The sequence below is a fragment of the Novipirellula caenicola genome (assembly GCF_039545035.1).
Classification (GTDB): Bacteria; Planctomycetota; Planctomycetia; order Pirellulales; family Pirellulaceae; genus Novipirellula; species Novipirellula caenicola.
The window spans coordinates 523,194-542,165 of record NZ_BAABRO010000004.1; the positions used below are offsets into that span (position 1 = coordinate 523,194).

At 55.8% G+C, this 18,972-nt stretch carries 10 protein-coding genes and 1 tRNA gene; 6 read left to right on the plus strand and 5 right to left on the minus strand.

All coding sequences use genetic code 11. The annotated features are described in order from the left end of the window. Nucleotides 1-21 precede the first annotated feature (21 nt). A complete protein-coding gene (locus ABEA92_RS11540) occupies nt 22-3,354 on the plus strand; it encodes an efflux RND transporter permease subunit (protein ID WP_345683975.1) in 3,333 nt (1,110 codons plus the stop codon). 115 nt (nt 3,355-3,469) lie between these two features. On the opposite strand, the gene ABEA92_RS11545 is transcribed toward ABEA92_RS11540, so the two are convergent. Then, nucleotides 3,470-3,640 carry a hypothetical protein gene (locus ABEA92_RS11545; RefSeq protein ID WP_345683976.1) on the minus strand — a complete coding sequence of 57 codons (171 nt, stop codon included), beginning with the start codon at nt 3,638-3,640 and terminating at the stop codon, nt 3,470-3,472. A 400-nt stretch (nt 3,641-4,040) separates the two neighbouring features. On the opposite strand from ABEA92_RS11545, the gene ABEA92_RS11550 reads away from it, so the two are divergent. Beyond that, nucleotides 4,041-4,114, plus strand: a tRNA-Asp gene (locus ABEA92_RS11550). Nucleotides 4,115-4,534: 420 nt separating this feature from the next. Here the strand turns inward: ABEA92_RS11550 and ABEA92_RS11555 are convergent. The 3 genes from ABEA92_RS11555 to ABEA92_RS11565 form a co-directional block, all read right to left on the minus strand. After that, entirely contained in the window at nt 4,535-4,978 is a 444-nt protein-coding gene (locus ABEA92_RS11555; RefSeq protein WP_345683977.1) for a hypothetical protein, read from the minus strand. Between the two features lie 747 nt (nt 4,979-5,725). Beyond that, nucleotides 5,726-6,223, minus strand: a complete 498-nt coding sequence (locus tag ABEA92_RS11560; RefSeq protein WP_345683978.1) for a hypothetical protein — start codon at nt 6,221-6,223, stop codon at nt 5,726-5,728. Nucleotides 6,224-6,547: 324 nt separating this feature from the next. Continuing rightward, a complete protein-coding gene (locus ABEA92_RS11565) occupies nt 6,548-7,606 on the minus strand; it encodes a hypothetical protein (RefSeq protein WP_345683979.1) in 1,059 nt (352 codons plus the stop codon). Nucleotides 7,607-7,880: 274 nt separating this feature from the next. Here ABEA92_RS11565 and ABEA92_RS11570 point away from each other — a divergent pair, with 274 nt between their 5' ends. Genes ABEA92_RS11570 through ABEA92_RS11580 form a run of 3 tightly spaced genes read left to right on the plus strand, consistent with a single transcriptional unit; the run spans nt 7,881 to nt 13,901 of the window. Beyond that, the gene (locus ABEA92_RS11570) at nt 7,881-9,533 is read left to right on the plus strand and encodes a TolC family protein (RefSeq protein ID WP_345683980.1); all 1,653 of its coding nucleotides are present in this window, start codon (nt 7,881-7,883) and stop codon (nt 9,531-9,533) included. Then, complete coding sequence (locus tag ABEA92_RS11575) at nt 9,526-10,797, plus strand: efflux RND transporter periplasmic adaptor subunit (protein WP_345683981.1); 1,272 nt, start codon at nt 9,526-9,528, stop codon at nt 10,795-10,797. The genes ABEA92_RS11570 and ABEA92_RS11575 overlap by 8 nt, the downstream gene beginning before the upstream one ends. 47 nt (nt 10,798-10,844) lie before the next feature. Further along, on the plus strand, nt 10,845-13,901 hold the full coding sequence (locus tag ABEA92_RS11580) for an efflux RND transporter permease subunit (protein WP_345684039.1): 3,057 nt from the start codon (nt 10,845-10,847) through the stop codon (nt 13,899-13,901). A gap of 34 nt (nt 13,902-13,935) precedes the next feature. On the opposite strand, the gene ABEA92_RS11585 is transcribed toward ABEA92_RS11580, so the two are convergent. After that, the gene (locus tag ABEA92_RS11585; RefSeq protein WP_345683982.1) at nt 13,936-17,295 is read right to left on the minus strand and encodes a sulfatase-like hydrolase/transferase; all 3,360 of its coding nucleotides are present in this window, start codon (nt 17,293-17,295) and stop codon (nt 13,936-13,938) included. 231 nt (nt 17,296-17,526) lie between these two features. On the opposite strand from ABEA92_RS11585, the gene ABEA92_RS11590 reads away from it, so the two are divergent. After that, nucleotides 17,527-18,930: a sulfatase family protein gene (locus ABEA92_RS11590; RefSeq protein ID WP_345683983.1), complete on the plus strand. Its 1,404-nt coding sequence runs from the start codon at nt 17,527-17,529 to the stop codon at nt 18,928-18,930. The last annotated feature ends 42 nt before the right edge of the window (nt 18,931-18,972 follow it).

The window sequence follows — 18,972 nt, forward strand, 5'->3', positions numbered from 1 at the left end:
TGCTTCTAGGAATCGTGACGAATGAACGATGACGCGAAAACTCCTTTCTTAACTCGCATTGTCGAAGTCTTTCTTCGCGGCGATGTCGCGATCATGTTGATCGTCATCTCGCTACTGCTTGGTGCGGCATCGCTTTGGCTAACGCCCCGCGAAGAAGAACCTCAAATCGTCGTTCCGATGGCGGACGTCTTTGTTTCCGCACCGGGATTGTCGGCCGAAGAAGTAGAACGGCAAGTCACCGACCGGATCGAAAAACTGCTCTATCAAATTGATGGAGTCGAGTATGTCTATTCGATGAGCAAGACGGGACAAGCGATCGTGACGGTGCGTTTCTTTGTGGGTGAGGATCGCGAAGATTCACTCGTTAAACTTTATAACAAGATCAATTCGTCAACCGATCTGATCCCGCCAACGGTCCAGTCATGGGTGATCAAGCCAATCGAAGTCGACGATGTTCCGATCGTGATCGCCACGCTGTGGTCCGAACGCAGCGATCGTTACGGCGATCATGAACTAAGACGGATCGCCGAAGAAATCCAGCACGAATTGCAAGCGATTCCCAACACCAATCGAGTCGAAGTCGTAGGCGGCCGACCGCGGCGAATCTACGTCCGCATTGACGCCCAGCGACTCGCCGCGCATCGCACTTCACCACTGCAAGTCGCCAATGCGTTGCAAGTCGGCAACGTCACCATTCGCAACGGCAGTTTTGAACAACAGGACAAACTCTTTGCGGTTGAAACAGGCACCTTCTTTGAATCGCTCGACGAACTTGAAAACCTTGTCGTCAATGTAGCCAGCGATCGCCCAGTCTATCTGAAGAATGTCGCCACGGTCGTTGACGGGCCTGCCGAAGCAGAAAGCTATAGCTGGATCGGCTTTGGTCCTGCCGACCCGGAACGTGGTGATGTCGCCGACGTTTTCCCCGCCGTCAACATCTCGGTAGCCAAACGCAAAGGCACCAATGCGGTGCGTGTGGCCGAGGCGGTTCACGAGAAAATGGAATCATTGTCGCGATCCCATTTGCCTCGCGGGGTGCATGCTCGCATCACACGCGACTATGGCGAAACCGCGAACGAAAAGGTCAATGAGCTCATCGAAGGCTTATTGGTCGCCGTTTTGACCGTGGTCGGTTTGATCGGCTTGGTGATGGGATGGCGGCCTGCGATTGTGATCGCGTTGGCGATTCCGGTCTGCTATAGCCTGACATTGTTTGTCAATTTGATGGTGGGCTATTCGATCAATCGAGTCACGATGTTCGCACTGATCTTGGCGTTGGGATTGCTTGTGGACGACCCGATCACCGATGTCGAAAATATCGCCCGCTACTTTGCGATGAAGATTTTGCCGCCTCGCCAATCGGTGCTGCGTGCGGTGCAAGAGGTGCGGCCAGCGTTGATTCTGTCGACGCTGGCGATCATCGCCAGTTTTTTGCCATTGGCGTTTATCACCGGCATGATGGGACCGTACATGGGACCGATGGCATTGAACGTTCCGCTGACAGTCACGATCTCGACGCTGGTAGCGTTTGTAATCACGCCGTGGTTGGCTCTGGTCTCACTAAAACATTTCGAAACGGGGGATGTCCGCAGCGATGGATTTGATCTTGCCCAGCGTCCGCTGTACCGAATCAGCCGGGCGGTTCTGACTCCGATCCTGAGCAAAACCATCTATGCCGCGGGAGTGCTTGTCGCAATTGCCGCATTGTTTGTCGCAGCGCTGCTGCTGCCGGTGTTTCGATTTGTCCCCGTCAAGATGTTGCCGTATGACAACAAAAACGAATTTCAAATCGTGATCGACATGCCCGAGGGAACGACGCTTGAACGCACCGACGTTGTCGCTCGCCGGATCGGCCGCTACCTAGGCGGACTTGCCGAAGTGCGTGACTACGAGGTTTTTGTCGGAGTGGCATCGCCGATGGATTTTAATGGAATGGTGCGTCACTACTTTTTGCGTCAAGGAGCGAATGTGGCGGACATTCGCGTCAATTTGATTGGCAAGGACTTTCGCGTCCAACAGTCACACGAAATCTTGCTGCGGATTCGCGACGAAGTAACCAAGCTGGGAACGTCGCTGGGGGCGAATCTAAAATTGGTCGAGGTACCACCGGGGCCGCCGGTATTGGCATCGATAACAGCCGAGGTCTATGGACCGCCCGAAGGCAGCTACGACGACCAAATCGCGGTCGCCCGGACGGTCAAAGCCCGATTGGCGGCGGAACCCGGCGTGGTGGATCTGGATGTCAGCGCCGAAGACGACTCGCTGCGTTACGTATTTGAGACCGACAAAGCCAAGGCGGCGCTATCGGGAATTTCCACCAAGGCAATTGCCGATACCGTCGCTGCAGTATTGAGCGGTTACAAAGCCACCGTGATGCATGAACCAAGTGAAGTCGAACCGCTGTGGATCGAGCTGAAACTGCCCCGCAAGAATCGATCCGCCATTGACGATCTCGCAGAGATCTACGTTCAAGGTAACGCCGGGCAAAGCGTCCAGCTTGGATCGCTCGGGCATTTCAAAATGGTCGATGAAGAGAAGACGATCTATCACAAAAATCTGAAACGCGTCGTCTTTGTCTACGCCGAGGTCGCGGGCCGTCCGCCGGCTGACGCCGTCCTGGATGTCCAGTGGGACAGTACAGTCTCCGACGAATCAGTCGAAAACATCGTCCGCAGAAATCAAGCTCAACTCGCTGCAGCGGCGCCCAAACCGCTGGCCGAACGCTCCTGGATTTCCCTCGGCGGCAACGTGCCGTGGTCGATTCCCGCTGGCTATACCGTCAATTGGGCGGGCGAAGGCGAGTGGAAAATCACCCTCGATGTGTTCCGTGATCTGGGGCTAGCGTTTGGCGCCGCGCTGCTGGGGATTTTTATTATCTTGATGTTCCAAACCGGATCGCGAATGTTGCCAGTGTTGATCATGACGGCGATCCCGCTGACCATGATCGGCATCATGCCTGGTTTTTGGATTTTGAACTGGATCACGGATGTCGGAGTTGGCGGACACCCCAATCCCGTCTTTTTCACCGCGACGGCGATGATCGGGATGATTGCGCTAGCGGGAATCGTGGTGCGAAACTCCGTTGTCTTGATCGACTTCATTCACCTGGCACAAGCCGAAGGGCATGATCTTCGCGAATCGATCATTCGCAGCGTCGCCGTTCGTACGCGTCCGATCTTGTTGACCGCGGGCACCACGCTGCTTGCCAACGGCGTGATCACGCTCGATCCCGTCTTCTCGGGACTCGCTTGGGCCATCATTTTTGGGATACTGACCTCGACGCTGTTTACGTTGGTGGTGATTCCCGCATCGTATTGGCTGCTGTATCGCAATCAACCTTCGACAAACCGGTAACCTCGAAACCGGAAATTGCCATGCCGAGATTAAGGTCGTGGCTGACAAAAAATCGTTTGCGCAAGCGAGAGTCGCCACGGGTTTGAAAGATTGCTGCGAATCCACATAACACGCTTCAACGGTTGATTCCGGTTCCCTTCAGGCACAAGAAGCCAAAGGCCACTGAACAGGCGGAGACGATACCCCACTGGGTCTTGTTCATGTGGCCAAAATAGTAGGTCAGTTCGTTGCAGGCATCCCGGAACCAATCCCCTAACGAGAATGCAAGCAGTAGTTCGGTCATCATTTGAATTGCCTAACGGTGGACGTCAGAAACGGTGTTTTCAGCGACTTGAGAAAACGGGATTCCCAAGAAATAGGTTCGCTGCCTAACCCTAGGTTTTCTTGGACGACAGCAGCAAAAAAAGTGGCCAACCCAGGTTGCAATGTCCGATGAATTCCAGCATGATTGGTTTAATCGTCACAGCCAGTCCGCAAGCGAGATTGGCCCGCCAAAGTTCTTGGCAAAGGTGACTTGCAGAGGTTCGGTGGATCGATATAATCCCCGTCCAAGTGATTAGCAAAGACGCTTCACAGCGATCAAAAAAATGCTTCCCAACACGGGTTGCAAAGAATCAACTTGCTGATCATATTGTTTGCTTCATCGCAAACGCGACACTGGTGCTTCGGCACCACCGCCACAGAAAGGCGCGGTAGCTCAATTGGTTAGAGCCCCGGACTGTCGATCCGGAGGTTGCGGGTTCGAGTCCCGTCCGCGTCGCTTTTCGCGAAAGCCCGACTCACACGAGTTCGGGCTTTTTTTACGCGTGTATCGCACCGACAGCTGCCAAGCATCGCATGAGGCCACTGCCCAATGCCTTCTACTTTGGGCCTTTTACCTTGGGGAGCGTTCGCGGCGAAAGGGCCCGCCGGGATGCAGCGGTTAAAACGTTCGATTTTAACCGGACGGCTCGCGCCGCTCCGCTAGAAAAACTACTCGGCTGGGGCGAACTCGGATGGCACCAAGGCACCGCCTCCGAACCGCCGTGGAACTTCGCGTGTTACTTCTTGCGACAAACCTGTGGTCCAGCCGGCAAAAGAACGCCCGATTCAAAACGGTCTGCCGATCACATTTAGCGGCGAGCAGATTTGCTGAGTGGCGAAGCGGCCAAGTATTCGGCTGCAACTTGCCCGCCGGTCTCTAACGACTCGGCGGCAATGCCGACTGGTACTCGACGCGGCGCACGTCCGGTTGCCAGGCCCCGGCCTGCTCAACAGCATCCGAATGACGCATCGCCATCCTGGCCCCCTGTGCAGGGTCGGCGATCGCATACTGAGCAGGCACGTCGGCATTGACGTTTGCGGGTAGCTTAAACATCGCTCCCGTAGCCCCATCAACGATGGCCCCCAAGCCACCGCCCACCAGAATATTTCCGGCAGTCCATGGATCGACCCCCGCGTGCAGCTCGCGATGCTGAGTGAATTCTCCGGCTCCTGCAAATGTCACATTGTACTTCGCAGGTCGAAACGGCGCCGACTTGGCAGGCAAAGTGACTTGCTCAGGCGTAACGCCCTGGTGAACAAGTTGATTCTTTTGGTCATGAATTGCGAAGTATGTTTTGCCGCCACTGTTCTCGAACGCCACGGGGTACTCGCGGCTGCTTGCAATCGTAGCGCATCCTTGGAGCAGAGGCACACAAAACACAATCACGAGAAGGCACGATTTTGGATTTACGGAATTCAAGGCACTGTCCTTCTAAAAACGGGAGCAACTCTCTGGCGTCTGCTCAGCTTTCATCGTCGAGGATTGCCCTTCAGTCCGCTAAAACCTTCCCCCCCGAGCTAATTTATTCCGAATTTAGCGATCTTGACGTTCACAGGCAGGTTACCGAGGACTCGAAAGCGACCCCTCCAGACTCCTGTAATCAGAAAGACCAGATCCATCGACCAATCAGCTAGAACCTCGCGGCAGCCCGAGGCCAAGGCAGTGACAACAACCACCAGCCACTTTCACGCGAGAGAGAGCGGCAAAGACCACAAACAACTGCAGGCAAAGAAGCCCAAGACTTTAGGCCAAAACACAAGCACACCCCACCAGGGACCACCTCCACCAGGGACAGAGCCTTTTAACCTCCTACCGGGGACTCCTACCGGGGACAGAGCATCTTTCCGCCCTAACAGGGACAGAGCATTTTGCCGGGGCCTGGGTGGGCGCCACTGAAGAGCTAGATCGGAGAGGGCCGGCCGACTTACAAGTGCGAATCACTCATAAAACGCCGCAATTGACAGAAACCTGCCGAAATCAGCAAGCTAACACGCGACAACGCGCGCAGCTCTCTTATCGGCGACTCGTCGCCAAGCTCCGCAGTCAAAAAGAAGGGACGCTCTCAAGCTAATCCACGCGAGCAAGCAACTCTCTCGCTCGTCGCCGCAAATGATAGCGGCGGTGGGTGCGGAGGCTTCGCAGCGGATCGACACACTCGGGGCGTCCTGCGACCGTGCAAAACAACCGGCCAAAGTCGCTGACCAGTTCACACCATGCCGTGCCGTCCAAACCCAATCGCTTGAGCACCGGCGGTGTGTCCGCGGGCGTCCGACCGCTTTTACCGGGGGCGATCTGGCGTGCCGTCCAGTCGAGCATTTCCACGTAATCTTCGAGCGACATCGGCAGAAAGCCTTTGTCGCTGCAGCGTTTTCCCGACTGGCTCACGCACGGGCCAATCTGACCAGACCGCTCGTCGATCGTGACCGGAGCCAAGAAACTGTCTCGTCGTTTTGCCGCCGGAATGCAATTGCTGCGATTGGACGTGATGGACTCAATTCGCCGCTGCACCGAGGTGTGATCGCTCTGCTCAAGCGTTTCGGCCATCGCAGCACGAATCGGATTCAAGTCAACGTAGGCCGCACACGCCAACAGCGAGGCCTCGTCAACAATCCGCGTGGCATCGCCACCCGGGACAGAGCATTTTTCCGGGGCCTAGGTGAGTGCCACCGCCCTACTGGGGACAGAGCATTTCTCCGGGGCCTGGGTGGGCGCCACTGAAGAGCTAGATCGGAGAGGGCCGGCCGACTTACAAGTGCGAATCACTCATAAAACGCCGCAATTGACAGAAACCTGCCGAAATCAGCAAGCTAACACGCGACAACGCGCGCAGCTCTCTTATCGGCGACTCGTCGCCATGCCCCGCAGTCAAAAAGAAGGGACGCTCTCAAGCTAATCCACGCGAGCAAGCAACTCTCTCGCTCGTCGCCGCAAATGATAGCGGCGGTGGGTGCGGAGGCTTCGCAGCGGATCGACACACTCGGGGCGTCCTGCGACCGTGCAAAACAGCCGGCCAAAGTCGCTGACCAGTTCACACCATGTCGTGCCGTCCAAACCCAATCGCTTGAGCACCGGCGGTGTGTCCGCGGGCGTCCGGCCGCTTTTACCGGGGGCGATTTGGCGTGCCGTCCAGTCGAGCATTTCCAAGTAATCTTCGAGTGACATCGGCAGAAAGCCTTTGTCGCTGCAGCGTTTTCCCGACTGGCTCACGCACGGACCAATCTGACCAGACCGCTCGTCAATCGTGACCGGAGCCAGGAAACTGTCTCGTCGTTTTGCCGCCGGAATGCAATTTCTGCGATTAGCGGTGATGGACTGAATTCGCCGCTGCACCGAGGTGTGATCGCTCTGCTCGAGCGTTTCGGCCATCGCAGCACGAATCGGATTCAAGTCAACGTAGGCCGCACACGCCAACAGCGAGGCCTCGTCAACAATCCGCGTGGCATGGAATCGGCCTTGAAAGAAATGGCCCGATTCTTCGTCTTCGCGGTTCGCTCGCAGCGCGACACGTTGGCAGAGTAGTCGCATCCACCAGCTGACACTGCTGAGCCGTCTGCGAATTTCGGCACACTTAACGGGACATCCTGCGATCGAGCGGATCTCGGGCTCGGTAGGCGGAAGCGGAAGCCCATCGTCATCTCGTCGATGCGGACAAATCATCATCCACCGGCGTGCTACCTCGTTGTCGCTCCAGGTGGCAACGACATCTGGCCGCGTACGCAGAATCAAATGCATATGATTTGATAGCAAACTATACCCAAGGAGATCGACACTGAAATTTTGGGCGAAGTGCATCAAGTGCTGTTCGATCCACGTTTTGCGATGATCGAAATTTTTCCCGGTAAAGGGATCATCGCCCATCAAGAAGCATCGCCGGACAGTCCGACTACAGGTATGAGCGATGGCAATTTCGTCGGGATCGAAGACTTCCGAGCGTGTAAGGCGAACCATCACACACCTCCGTGTCAGTCAGGAGGAATCGAGCCAAGGGCCAATGATGAATCGTTCGCCTGGCCTGATCAAAAGTCAACCCCCAACGATCGGGCTCTGTCCCCCATGAGTGGATGTTCCCCCCGATGTGAAGCTCTGTCCCTCTTGAGGTTGTTTCACTGAAATTGTGTTCGGTGTTGTTGTTAATTGAGCTTGTTTCGGTCGGTGGACGCTCGGTAGGTTTGCCAGCATGGGATTATTCCGTTTCTCATTGCGTTGCAGTGCCTGTGCAACCATGGCAGTCATGCTGGTGGTCGTTGGCGGTTGCGCGGGCCGTGAGTCGCTTCCAGCACTGCCGACGCAGAATCCGCCCCCGTTTTCGCAAAGTGGCGAGTTGCCGGTATCCGATCGGTGGTGGAGCGAGTTTGCCGATCCCGCTTTGAATGAACAAATCAACCAAGCACTGGAGAGCAGTTTCACGCTTGCGGCAGCCCGGCAACGGCTTCGCGCGGCAAGAGCGGTGGCCCGCCGAGAAGCTTCGGATCTGTTTCCGGATGTGAATGGCGTTGCCGATATCGGCGGCAGCTTTGGCCCTGGCACGGATCTTCAAAATTATGTCTTTGGATTCGAGGCGGCGTACCCGCTGGATCTTTGGGGCCAGATCGAATCACGCGTGGAGGCTGAGCGATTGCGAGCCGCCGCCACGCAGCAAGATTATCGCGCGGTCGCCTTGACGCTTTCTGCGGAGATCACCCGGACTTGGTTTTCATTGATTGAAGCCCACGCCCAACTTGGGTTGCTCGACGAACAGATCAAAACCAATCGGACAGGACTGCTTCTGCAAGAGTCTCGGTTTGGTTTGGGACTGATTCGTAGCCCCGATGTGCTTCGCCAACGTCAATTGGTCGAAGCAACGTTGGAACAGGCGGTTGTAGCAAAAGCACGCATCGAGGTGCTTGAGCATCAATTGGCCGTGTTGGTCGGCCAAATGCCACAGTCGGCCCAGTACGATGCGGGAACCGTATTGCCAGATTTACCTCCGCTGCCAGCAACTGGATTGCCGTCGGAACTATTGCAGCGGCGGCCGGATGTACGCCGCGACTACTTGGCGTTCGCCGCCGCCGATCGCGATTTGGCGGCGGCAATCAGTGACCAGTATCCGCGTCTCAGTTTGACTGGATCGCTGCTAAACGTTGCCGATCGGCCCGAAACCATTTTTCGTGATTGGTTCGTTTCGATCGGAGGCCAATTGATCGCCCCCCTTGTTGACGGTGGCCAACGCAAGGCCGAGGTTGCTCGCACTTCGGCGGTGGTGTGTGAGCTGTTCAACCGCTATGGTCAAACCATGCTGATCGCATTTGGTGAAGTCGAAGACAGCTTGGCTCGCGAACGCTACCAGATCGAACGATTGAGCCATCTGGAAAAACAACTCGAATTGGCACGCCAAGCCGCGGAGCAACTACGCGAACAGTATCTGCTGGAACCCGACACGGACTATCTCGCAGTGTTGACGGCCATTACCGCCCAGCAACGTTTGCAGCGCGAAATGCTTTCCGCTCAATTAGAATTAAGACTGATCCGGGTGGCGCTGTACCTTGCGTTGGCCGGCAGCTTTGACCCTCTGCCTCAAGACAACCTCCAACCAGCCCCTACCGTGCAACCACCCGCCAGCGTTCCTGCCGACATGCCCCCAGCCGACATCCCCACCGTCGCCATCTCCGCCACCGACATCTCCACCGCCGACATCCCTGCCGCCAGTGTCGTTGCTGGCCAGAAAAACGCTTCGGAAGCATTGAATTTCCATGGCAATGACATCGATTCGAAATACATTGATCTCCACTATTTCGATCACACCTCGGCTGCGCAGGCGATGGATGGATTGATCGATGTGGTTCCAAACTTTGTCGATTCGGACTTGAAGTCTCCAGAGACACGCCGCGATGAATAAATCCCGACCGTCTCGTCCATCGCGTTGGCTTGGGATCATTGGGACCACGATGGCGTGTTTGGCGATCTTGTCCGCTTCGGTCGCCGCGATTGTGGTGATCAATCGCACGGAGCCGACCGCGAAACAGATCAAAGCCACTCGCAAGTCTGCCGCATTGGTCGAAACCGTCACGGTGGAACGCGGGGATTTTTCGCCCACCTTGCGAGTGCTCGGGACCGTCCAGCCGGCCCAGGAGATCGTGCTAAGCCCTCGCGTGAGCGGCCAAGTGGTCGAGGTGGCTCCGCAATTCTTGCCCGGAGGAAGGGTTCGCAAAGGCGATCTGCTGTTGCGCATCGATCCTGCGGACTTTGAAAACGCGTTATCGATCCAAGAAAGTGAATTGCAACAGGCCGAAGCTTCGCTGCAAATCGAGGAAGGTCGACAAAGCTTGGCGCAAAAAGAGTTGAAGCTGCTCGAGGAAACCATTGATGAAACCAATCGCGATTTGGTGTTACGAGCACCGCAGATCGCGTCGATCCGTGCCGAGGTCAATGCGGCCAAAGCGGCGGTGGAAAGGGCGAAGTTGGACCTGGCTCGGTCGAGTGTCTTTGCACCATTTGACGCCCAGGTCATCTCGCGGTCGGTCAATGTTGGCTCGCAAGTGTCGCCTGGCGACGAACTTGCACAACTCGTCGGTATCGATGAATATTGGATCGCGGCTGCGGTTCCGGTTCGCAGTCTGCGTTGGATTCAGTTCCCCACGTCCGACGAGCAAGGGTCGATGGTGACACTGGAAAATCCAGATGCTTGGCCCGTGGGGACCCAGAAACAAGCTCGTGTGGCGCGAATGATTGGCACGGTCGATGACCGCACGCGTTTGGCTCAAGTGCTGGTGACGGTAACGGATCCATTGGGAGAAACCACCGACACGCCACCGCTGATTCTGCAGTCGTTGATTGAAGTGCAAATTGAAGGGCGACCGATCGAGGACGTGGTTCGTCTCGAGCGTCGGTATGTGCGTGAGAACGATACGGTTTGGGTTATGAAGGAGGGGCAGTTGCAAATTCGCGACACCGAAGTGCTGTTTCGTGACGCGGATTATGCTTACATCAGCGACGGGCTGCAAAATGGTGATGAGGTTGTCACGACCACCTTGGCGACGGTGGCGGAAGGGGTAGGGCTTCGCAAAATCACTGATGATTCTGATGCGGGTTCACCACGCGACCAGACAAGCGACGCCGACGTCCCCACCGGCAGCGAGACCAGTGAGGGTGCTGCAGAGTGAGTATCGACGAATCGACGCCGAATTTGCAGCGTGGTCCCATCGCATGGATGGCACGCAATTCGATTGCCGCCAATCTGCTGATGATCATCTTGCTAGGTGGTGGATTGTGGTCAGCCGCCGTGATGCAAAAAGAGGTTTTTCCGCAGTTTCAACTTGATGTTGTCGAGGTTTATGTCGGTTATCCCGGTGCTGCGCCGTCGGAAGTCGAGCAGGGGATTTTGCGTCCGATCGAGGAGGCGGTCCGCGGCGTCGAAGGGATCCGCGAGATCACCAGCGAGGCTCGCGAAGGCCGCGGAGAAGTGCTGATCGAAATCGTAGCCGGATCGCAACGTATGAAAGCGTATCAGGATATTGACCAAGCGATCAGTCGCATCCGGACGTTTCCCGAGCAGATCGAGCAACCCGAAGTTCGTCTACAGTCGCAGCAGCAAGAGGTCATGCAAGTTGCACTATATGGACCTGTGGATATTTGGTCCCTTCGCAAGCTCGCCGAGCAGCTTCGTGACACGTTGCAGGCCAATGACCAGATCACACAAGTGGCATTGCGGCGGGTGCCCGAATACGTGACCCACGTGGAGATCCCACGCCAGCGGCTGCGACAGTACGGATTAACGCTGCCGGCAGTTGCCGAGATCATTCGCACCGCCAGCCGAGATGTGGCCGCCGGTTCGGTTCAGACCACTGCGGGCGAAATCTTGTTAAGGGTCAAGGCGAGAAAACAGTGGGCCGAAGAGTTCGCCGGGATCGAAATCGTTTCAGGACGCTCGGGGCCCTCGGTCACATTGGGTGATATTGCCACCATCCGCGATGGTTTCGAGGAGGTTGGTTTTCATTCTCAGTTCAGTCAAACGCCTTCGGTCGAGCTCGACGTTTTTCGAGTCGGATCTCAATCGCCGATCGACGTGGCCAACGCGGTCCAAGAAACCATGCTCGAATTCGAATCGGTTCTGCCGCCTGGCGTGAAATGGCGAATCGACAGCAACAATGCGGATGAGTTCCGTCGACGGCTTTTCCTGGTCTTAGAAAATGCGGTCATGGCGGTCGGCATTGTGTTGTTGATCCTGGCGTTGTTTTTAGAATTCCGCCTGGCATTCTGGGTGATGATGGGAATGGCCGTCTCATTCATCGGAGGCGTGTTGTTGTTACCAGCGGTTGACGTCAGTATCAACATGATCTCGCTGTTCGGTTTTCTGGTGGTGTTAGGAATCGTCGTCGACGACGCGGTGGTGGTCGGAGAGAACGTTTACGAGAAACGTCAAGCCAGCGGAGACAACGAGCTTGCGGCAATCGAGGGGACTCGCGAGGTGGCGGGGCCGGTCACGTTCAGCATCCTGACCAACATTGTTGCCTTCGTGCCGTTGATGTTTATTCCAGGTGAGACCGGAAAATTCTGGGCACCGTTACCGGTCGTCGTGATCATCGTATTGTCGCTGTCACTTGTCGAGTCATTGTTCATCTTGCCAGCGCACTTAGCGCATGTACGTAAGGCAGGCAGACGGCGGCACGGATTAGGGGCTCGGCTTCATTATTTGCAACAACGCTTCAGCCGGTGGTTCAATCGAGTCGTCGAGTTTGTTTTTGGTCCGATCCTAAACCTCTGTCTGCGGTTTCGTTATGTCACCACGTGTACGGCGGTCGGTTTGTTCATGGTCATCGTGGGTTACGCGACAAGCTCGCACATGGGCATGATTCTGATGCCCACAGTATCGGCAGACGAGATCGAAGCGGGGGTTCGCATGCCGGTCGGTACAACGCAAGATCAAGCGGCCGAAATCGCAGACGCGGTCACTCGAGCTAGTTTGCGAATGTTTGACGAGCACAATCTTTACGAGGTTGCCGAAGGCATCAAAACGAATGTTCGCGGCCAGGATTTTATCGATGTCGAAATCGTGCTGAAGCCGCCGGACGAACGAGACATGACGGCCGACGAAGTCATTGAATTGTGGCGAGATTCGATCGGCGATTTGCCGGGGGTCAATCAAGTCACGTTCGAGGCGGAAAGTGGTCCCGGCGGACATCGCCAAGATATCAGCGTCGATCTCAGCCATAGCGACATCGCAGTGCTAGAGAAAGCGGCTCAGGCATTCGTCGAACGGGTCAAACTTTACTCCAACGCTCGCGATATCGGCGACAACTACAACAAAGGCAAGGCTCAGTACGATTTCCGGCTTCGCCCCGAAGGACGCGCCCTTGGACTGACCGACGAAGAGCTCGGAGATCAATTGCGAGGTGCCTTCTTTGGTTCGTTGGCTCTGCGGCTGTTGCGAGGGACCAACGAGATCGAAGTTCGTGTGAAGTTGCCCGAAGATCAACGCGAAGACATTTACCACTTGGAAGACTTAGTCATTCGCACGCCATCGGGCGCCGAGGTGCCGTTGTTGGATGTTGCCGAAGTCGAAAAGAACGTGGCTTTTTCGTCGATCAACCGGCGTGACGGCCGCCGCGTCATCAATGTCTCGATGGATGTCGAACCCAAACGTGCGGTGACGCAAGTGATCGATGCGCTGCGAAACACCGAGCTGCCTCGTTTGCGTGAAGATTTTCCTGGGATCACGTGGACGTTCGAAGGAAGCGATGCGGAGATGCGTCGCGCGACTGCTTCGCTATGGGGTTCCTTTGGGTTGGCGTTGGCCGTGATCTATTCGCTGTTAGCGATTGCATTTCGCGGTTACATTCAGCCGTTGATTGTATTGGTGGCGATTCCGTTTGGTATCGTCGGTGCCGTTTTAGGACACATTGTGCTTGGCTATGATTTGTCGTTGGTCAGTTTTATGGGCGTGATCGCGCTTTCGGGCGTCGTCATCAACGATTCGTTGATCATGATCGACTACGCCAATCGCCGACGCAGCCAGTGTTCTGCGTTCGAGGCGATCACACAGGCGGGATTGCGCCGTTTCCGGCCAATCATGCTGACCACCTTGACGACGTTCGGTGGGTTGATGCCTCTGATTTTCGAAAAGTCGCTTCAAGCCCAATACATCATTCCGATGGCGATCTCGCTCGGCTTCGGGATCTTGTTCTCAACCGCGATCATTTTGGTCCTGGTGCCGTGCCTGTATCTGATCCTGGAAGACATTCGCTCCCTGCGTTACAAGTCGGCGTAGGACGCGTCACGATCTGCGGGGGTGGAACAACCTTTCACGGATTGACCTGTGGTTTGGTTGGTTTGGTTCGCGGCTGCTTCGGTTTCCTCGGCGACCATTCCTCATTTCGTTTTCCGTCGAGGTACCAATCAAAGTATTTTGCCGCTTGGTTGCTCATCGCTTCGGACTTCAATGCCCAGATTCCAGGGGGCGACTGCGTCTGGGCCCATGCTTCGAGATCCGCTCGCAGCGATGCCGCAATCTCGGGTGTACTTTGTAGCAAGTTGCGGGTCTCTTGGAAGTCGTTCTCGACGTCAAAAAGGTATTCGCGGTCGTCGCTGCGGAGGTATTTCCATTTTCCTTTTCGGATCGCGGATTGACCGAGCCATCGCCAAAACAGGACTTCATGCGGAGCGTCCTGTTTTGCTCCGGTCAGATAGGGCAGCAGGTTGACGCCATCGAGCGCCGGATCATCGGGCAGACCAGCGAGAGAACAGGCGGTTGCACCAACGTCTAGCGAGATGACCGGATGCGAATAGACTTGGCCACCCGGAATCGTGCCTTTCCAGTGCACCAAGAATGGGACTCGGATCCCGCCTTCGGTCAACATGCCTTTTTCACCATTCATCGGATCGTTCAGCGACCCATCCCATCCGGGACCTCCGCCGGGAGCATCCAACTTGTGAATTTTCAGTGGTGCGCCGTTGTCGCCGATGACAAAGATCAGCGTGTCCTCGTCAAGTTTGTGCTTTTGCAGCGTTGCCACGATCTGGCCAACGCCATCATCAACGGCCGACAGCATCGCTAACGCTTGGCGTCGTCGCTCGGGCATCTTGCCAGGGAATCGGTCAAGGTATTTTTGGGGCGCGTCCAGCGGTACGTGGGGTGCCCGGCAAGCGAGGTAGAAAAAGAACGGTTGGTCGCGGAATCGATCGATAAAGGAACAAGCGAACTGAGAGATCAAGTCGATGTGATAACCGCCGCCATGCTGCGGTTGTGGAGCGACGTCTTCGCCCGCCAAATTCATGTTCCAGTGTCCCGGGCCATTGCTGTTCTTGTGGAACACCTTGTCGAATCCGTGCACGGCGATTGCGTCGGCGTGATTCGGTCCGAGGTGCCATTTGCCAGCCATTCCCGTGGCATAACCGGCTTGCTGCAAACGCTCGGGGATGGTCTGTAGGGCAGCGAAACGTTTTAACACCTTCGCGTCCTGAAATTGGGGATTGGATTCGAGTCCCCATTTTGTCTGGTATTGCCCGCTGATCAGCCCGCCACGTGACGGCACACACTGGGGGGCTGTGCAGTAGCCATCGGTCATGCGAACGCCGCCGGTGGCCAGTGCATCGAGGTGTGGCGTTTTCACGTCGTCAAAAACATCTTGGCAACTTAGGTCGGCGTAGCCGTGGTCATCGGTGAAGATGACAATCACATTGGGTTTCCGTTCACGCCGCGTCGACACGGCAGGTGCCGCTGGCAACTGCAATTGGTAGTGCGTGGTGTCATTCTCGCCGACCAATCGAATGTCCGAGATTTCCATCTTGCCAGTGCCTCGCGACGGATCGATTCGTACAGCCACCAACGGGTTCTTCGTTTTGAATCGGATGATGTACTCGTGCGTGCCACCGTCGTGTTGAATGTCAACCACTTGGCTACGCTTGGCGGCAAATGGGCCCATTCCCTGTTCCTGCCAGTAAAATTGGCCTCTGCCGGACGAGTCCGAAGTCATGGTGAAATGGAACGCAAATGACGAATCGTTGATTGCACTGGGCAGCGAGTGACTGAGATAGGGATCGCCACCCGTGCTGGTGACAACCAGTGCGCCATTTGAATTCGCCAGAGTGCAGGTGCCGCCGGGCTGCCATCCTGCGATCGGTTTACCGGGCGGATTCGTTTTCGATTTCTTAGGTCCGTTTGCGCTACCTTTCATTCTCGCTTTCCCTTCGAGTGTCACGTCGTACTTGGACGGATCAAACTTTGGGTTCGGTAGCGGTCGGACGGCACCCGTCTCGACAAGGTGCTGTTCGATCAGCGCATCCAGTTGGCTGACTCGCTCGGGATACTGATCGGCAAGATTGTTACGCTCGCCGATATCTTGTTTTAGATTGTAAAGTTTGTAGCGATGCTGGCCATCATCTCCGCTGTGGAACAGACGTATCAGTTTCCAGTCGCCCGCGTGGACGCTAATCGCAGGAGGCAACCAATCGGGGACGCCAGGCGAATGAGGGAAGTACGTGAAGATGGCTTCGCGATCGAGCGATTTGCCCTGCAGTGCAGGCACGATGCTAACGCCGTCGAAATGTTGGTTCGGTTGCGGTTCGATCGAGAGCATTTCCAGCAGCGTTGGATAGAAATCGATGCTCTGAATGATCTCGTCGCTTCGCGAACCCGGTGAAACCGTTCCGGGGTGGACCACGATTGCCGGCCCGCGTACGCCTCCTTCGTACATCGTTGCCTTTCCACCGCGTAGCGGTGCGTTGCTGGTTGCCGAGGTGCCATCCACTTCGTTGTACATGTTTCCGCCATTGTCCGAGGCGAAGACGATGATGGTGTTGTCGGCAATGCCAAGTCGATCCAATGTGTCCAGCAATGTGCCCACCGCGTCATCCATGCTTTCGATCATGGCGGCGTAGGTGGGGCTGCGTTGAGGATCGTTGGGGTCAATTTGTTTTTGATACTTGTCGATCAGCGTTTGCTTGGCATCAAACGGCGCATGGACACTGAACATCCAGTAATTCAAAAAGAAGGGCTCGTCCGCGTGTTGTTCCAAAAACGCGACCGCTTCTTTCGCCATGCGATCCTCGAGATGTTCGTCAGGAATCTGCGGGTCATGGTCAAAATCTTTGAATTTCCATGGCGCGACGTAGCTGCCCGCCGGGCCCGGGCCCGGATGATGCGGTACATCGACATCGAAGCCATGTTCAAGCGGCGAGTAGGGCTCCGGTCCGAGATGCCACTTTCCAAAGTGGCCGGTGGTATAGCCGTTGTCTTTGAGCATTTCGGCCAAGGTATAATACGTGGTATTCAGTCGTGAGACCGATTCAGGAACGGTGGCTTTTTGAGTCGGCGGACCTTGATTCTTGGCAATCGCGTTGAGGACGACTCGTAGCAAATGGCAATTGGGCGAGGTGATGCCATGACGGGCAGGACTAAGTCCCGTCAAAACACTCGCTCGCGTCGGTGAACACAACGGGCTAGAGGAATAAGCACGTGTGAACGTCATGCCGCGTTTCGCCAGTCGCTCAATATTCGGCGTCTTGTAGAACGACGTCGTTCCGTACAGCGTCGTATCGCTCCAGCCCAGGTCATCCGCCAGAATGAAGACGACATTGGGTTTTGAATCGGCTGCCATACCGGTCACGCTTCCGATGGCGACGGCAATCAGCGTGTAGAGTGTTTTTTTGACTAGGTTCAACATAGATGGGGCTCGCGTCAGGGCCACGTTGGGCCGTCACTAAAAGGGGGGCGTCACTAAGCGGGAACGTCGCTAAGGGAGGATTGGTTGATGCTGTGGTCGTTCTAATGTAGTCTCATTTGACCGTCGAAACCTTGAAGATTGTGCCAGAAACAAGCAGAATCGTGCCAGGACGCCCGTTTGGCAATTGACGATTAGCCCCGATCCCCATCACTCGCAAAGGCTGCTTCTTCAATGATGTACAACCATGCCCCAACGTTCCGAATTTTAAGCTGCAGTTTGTTGGCCATTGCTTTGGTCTCGCAGTCGGTTGCAGAGTCACCCCAACGCAAACCTGATATTGTCGTCTATTTAGCCGACGATCTTTCCGCAGCCGATTTGTCGATTTATGGCGGAACCAATATCGAGACACCCGCGATCAGCCAGTTAGCCGGCGAAGGAATGGTCTTCAACCGGGCCTTTGTCGCTAGCCCCTCATGTGCTCCGAGCCGAGCGGCATTGCTGACCGGGCTGATGCCAGCTCCTAACGGTGCCGAAGAGAATCACAGTTATCCTCGCAGCGAGGTTTTACGTCTGCCGCAACTGCTAAACGAACTGGGGTATCAGACCGCGGCATTTGGCAAAGTGGCGCATTCACGAAGTGTGACCGATTATCATTTCGATACGTTCGATCGCAAACAGAACATCCCCGAGGTACGCGAGAACGTCAAATCATTTCTCGAGAAGCGTACCGATCCGCGACCGCTTGCGTTGTTTGTCGGGGTGTCGAACCCGCATGTCCCGTGGCCAAGCGAATCGACGGTGGATCCCAATTCGATGACGATGCCCCCGCAATTGTTGGACACGCCGCGAACTCGCGTGCAACGCACTCGTTATCTTCAAGAAGTCAAAGATTTGGATGCTTACCTGAGCGAACTTCGTGGGCTCACCCAGCGTCATTTGTCCGATCGCACGGTCTTTGTTTTCTCGAGTGACCATGGTGCGCAATTCCCTTTCGGCAAATGGACGTTGTACGACGAAGGGATTCAGGTTCCGTTGATTGTTTCGTGGCCGGGGGAAATCGAGAAGGGCTCGCGAACGGACGCCATGGTCAGTTGGGTAGACCTGCTGCCGACGCTGATCGATATCGCCGGGGGTACGATTCCCGAATCGTTGGACGGACGTTCATTTGCAAAGGTATTGCGTGGTACCGCCGACTCGCATCGCGATCGAATTTTTACGACGCATAGCGGTGACAAGAAGATGAACGTGTATCTAAGTCGGTCAATTCGAAACGATCGCTACAAATTGATCTACAATCCACATCCCGAGTTCGCATTCACCACCCACATCGATTTGTTGCTTCGCGAAACCTCGGGCGACTATTTCAAAGAATGGACCGACAAAGCGAAAACGGACGCACGTGCCGCGAAGATCGTAGCGAGCTATCACGGCCGGCCCGAGTACGAGTTGTTTGACCTGCAGGCCGATCCCGACGAACAAATTAATCTCGCCGGAACACCCGAGTTGGCTGAAGTGCAACAGAAGCTTTCAACCGAATTGAACCATTGGATGAAAGAGCAAGGCGATCAGTTGACCGTTTTCCATGAGCCGCTGATGTTGGATGCACCTGAAACCTGGGTGCCTCGCAAAAACTAGGTTTGGTTTCGCACGCGTATCGCACCATAATTGCTGATGATT

What these genes read in the sequence shown, in the direction of transcription:
- ABEA92_RS11585 (WP_345683982.1), bottom strand. Translation starts at nt 17,295, where the DNA reads ATGTTGAACCTAGTCAAAAAAACACTCTACACGCTGATTGCCGTCGCC.
- ABEA92_RS11570 (WP_345683980.1), top strand. Translation starts at nt 7,881, where the DNA reads ATGGCAGTCATGCTGGTGGTCGTTGGCGGTTGCGCGGGCCGTGAGTCG.
- ABEA92_RS11545 (WP_345683976.1), bottom strand. Translation starts at nt 3,640, where the DNA reads ATGATGACCGAACTACTGCTTGCATTCTCGTTAGGGGATTGGTTCCGG.
- ABEA92_RS11575 (WP_345683981.1), top strand. Translation starts at nt 9,526, where the DNA reads ATGAATAAATCCCGACCGTCTCGTCCATCGCGTTGGCTTGGGATCATT.
- ABEA92_RS11565 (WP_345683979.1), bottom strand. Translation starts at nt 7,606, where the DNA reads ATGGTTCGCCTTACACGCTCGGAAGTCTTCGATCCCGACGAAATTGCC.
- ABEA92_RS11590 (WP_345683983.1), top strand. Translation starts at nt 17,527, where the DNA reads ATGATGTACAACCATGCCCCAACGTTCCGAATTTTAAGCTGCAGTTTG.
- ABEA92_RS11580 (WP_345684039.1), top strand. Translation starts at nt 10,845, where the DNA reads ATGGCACGCAATTCGATTGCCGCCAATCTGCTGATGATCATCTTGCTA.
- ABEA92_RS11540 (WP_345683975.1), top strand. Translation starts at nt 22, where the DNA reads ATGAACGATGACGCGAAAACTCCTTTCTTAACTCGCATTGTCGAAGTC.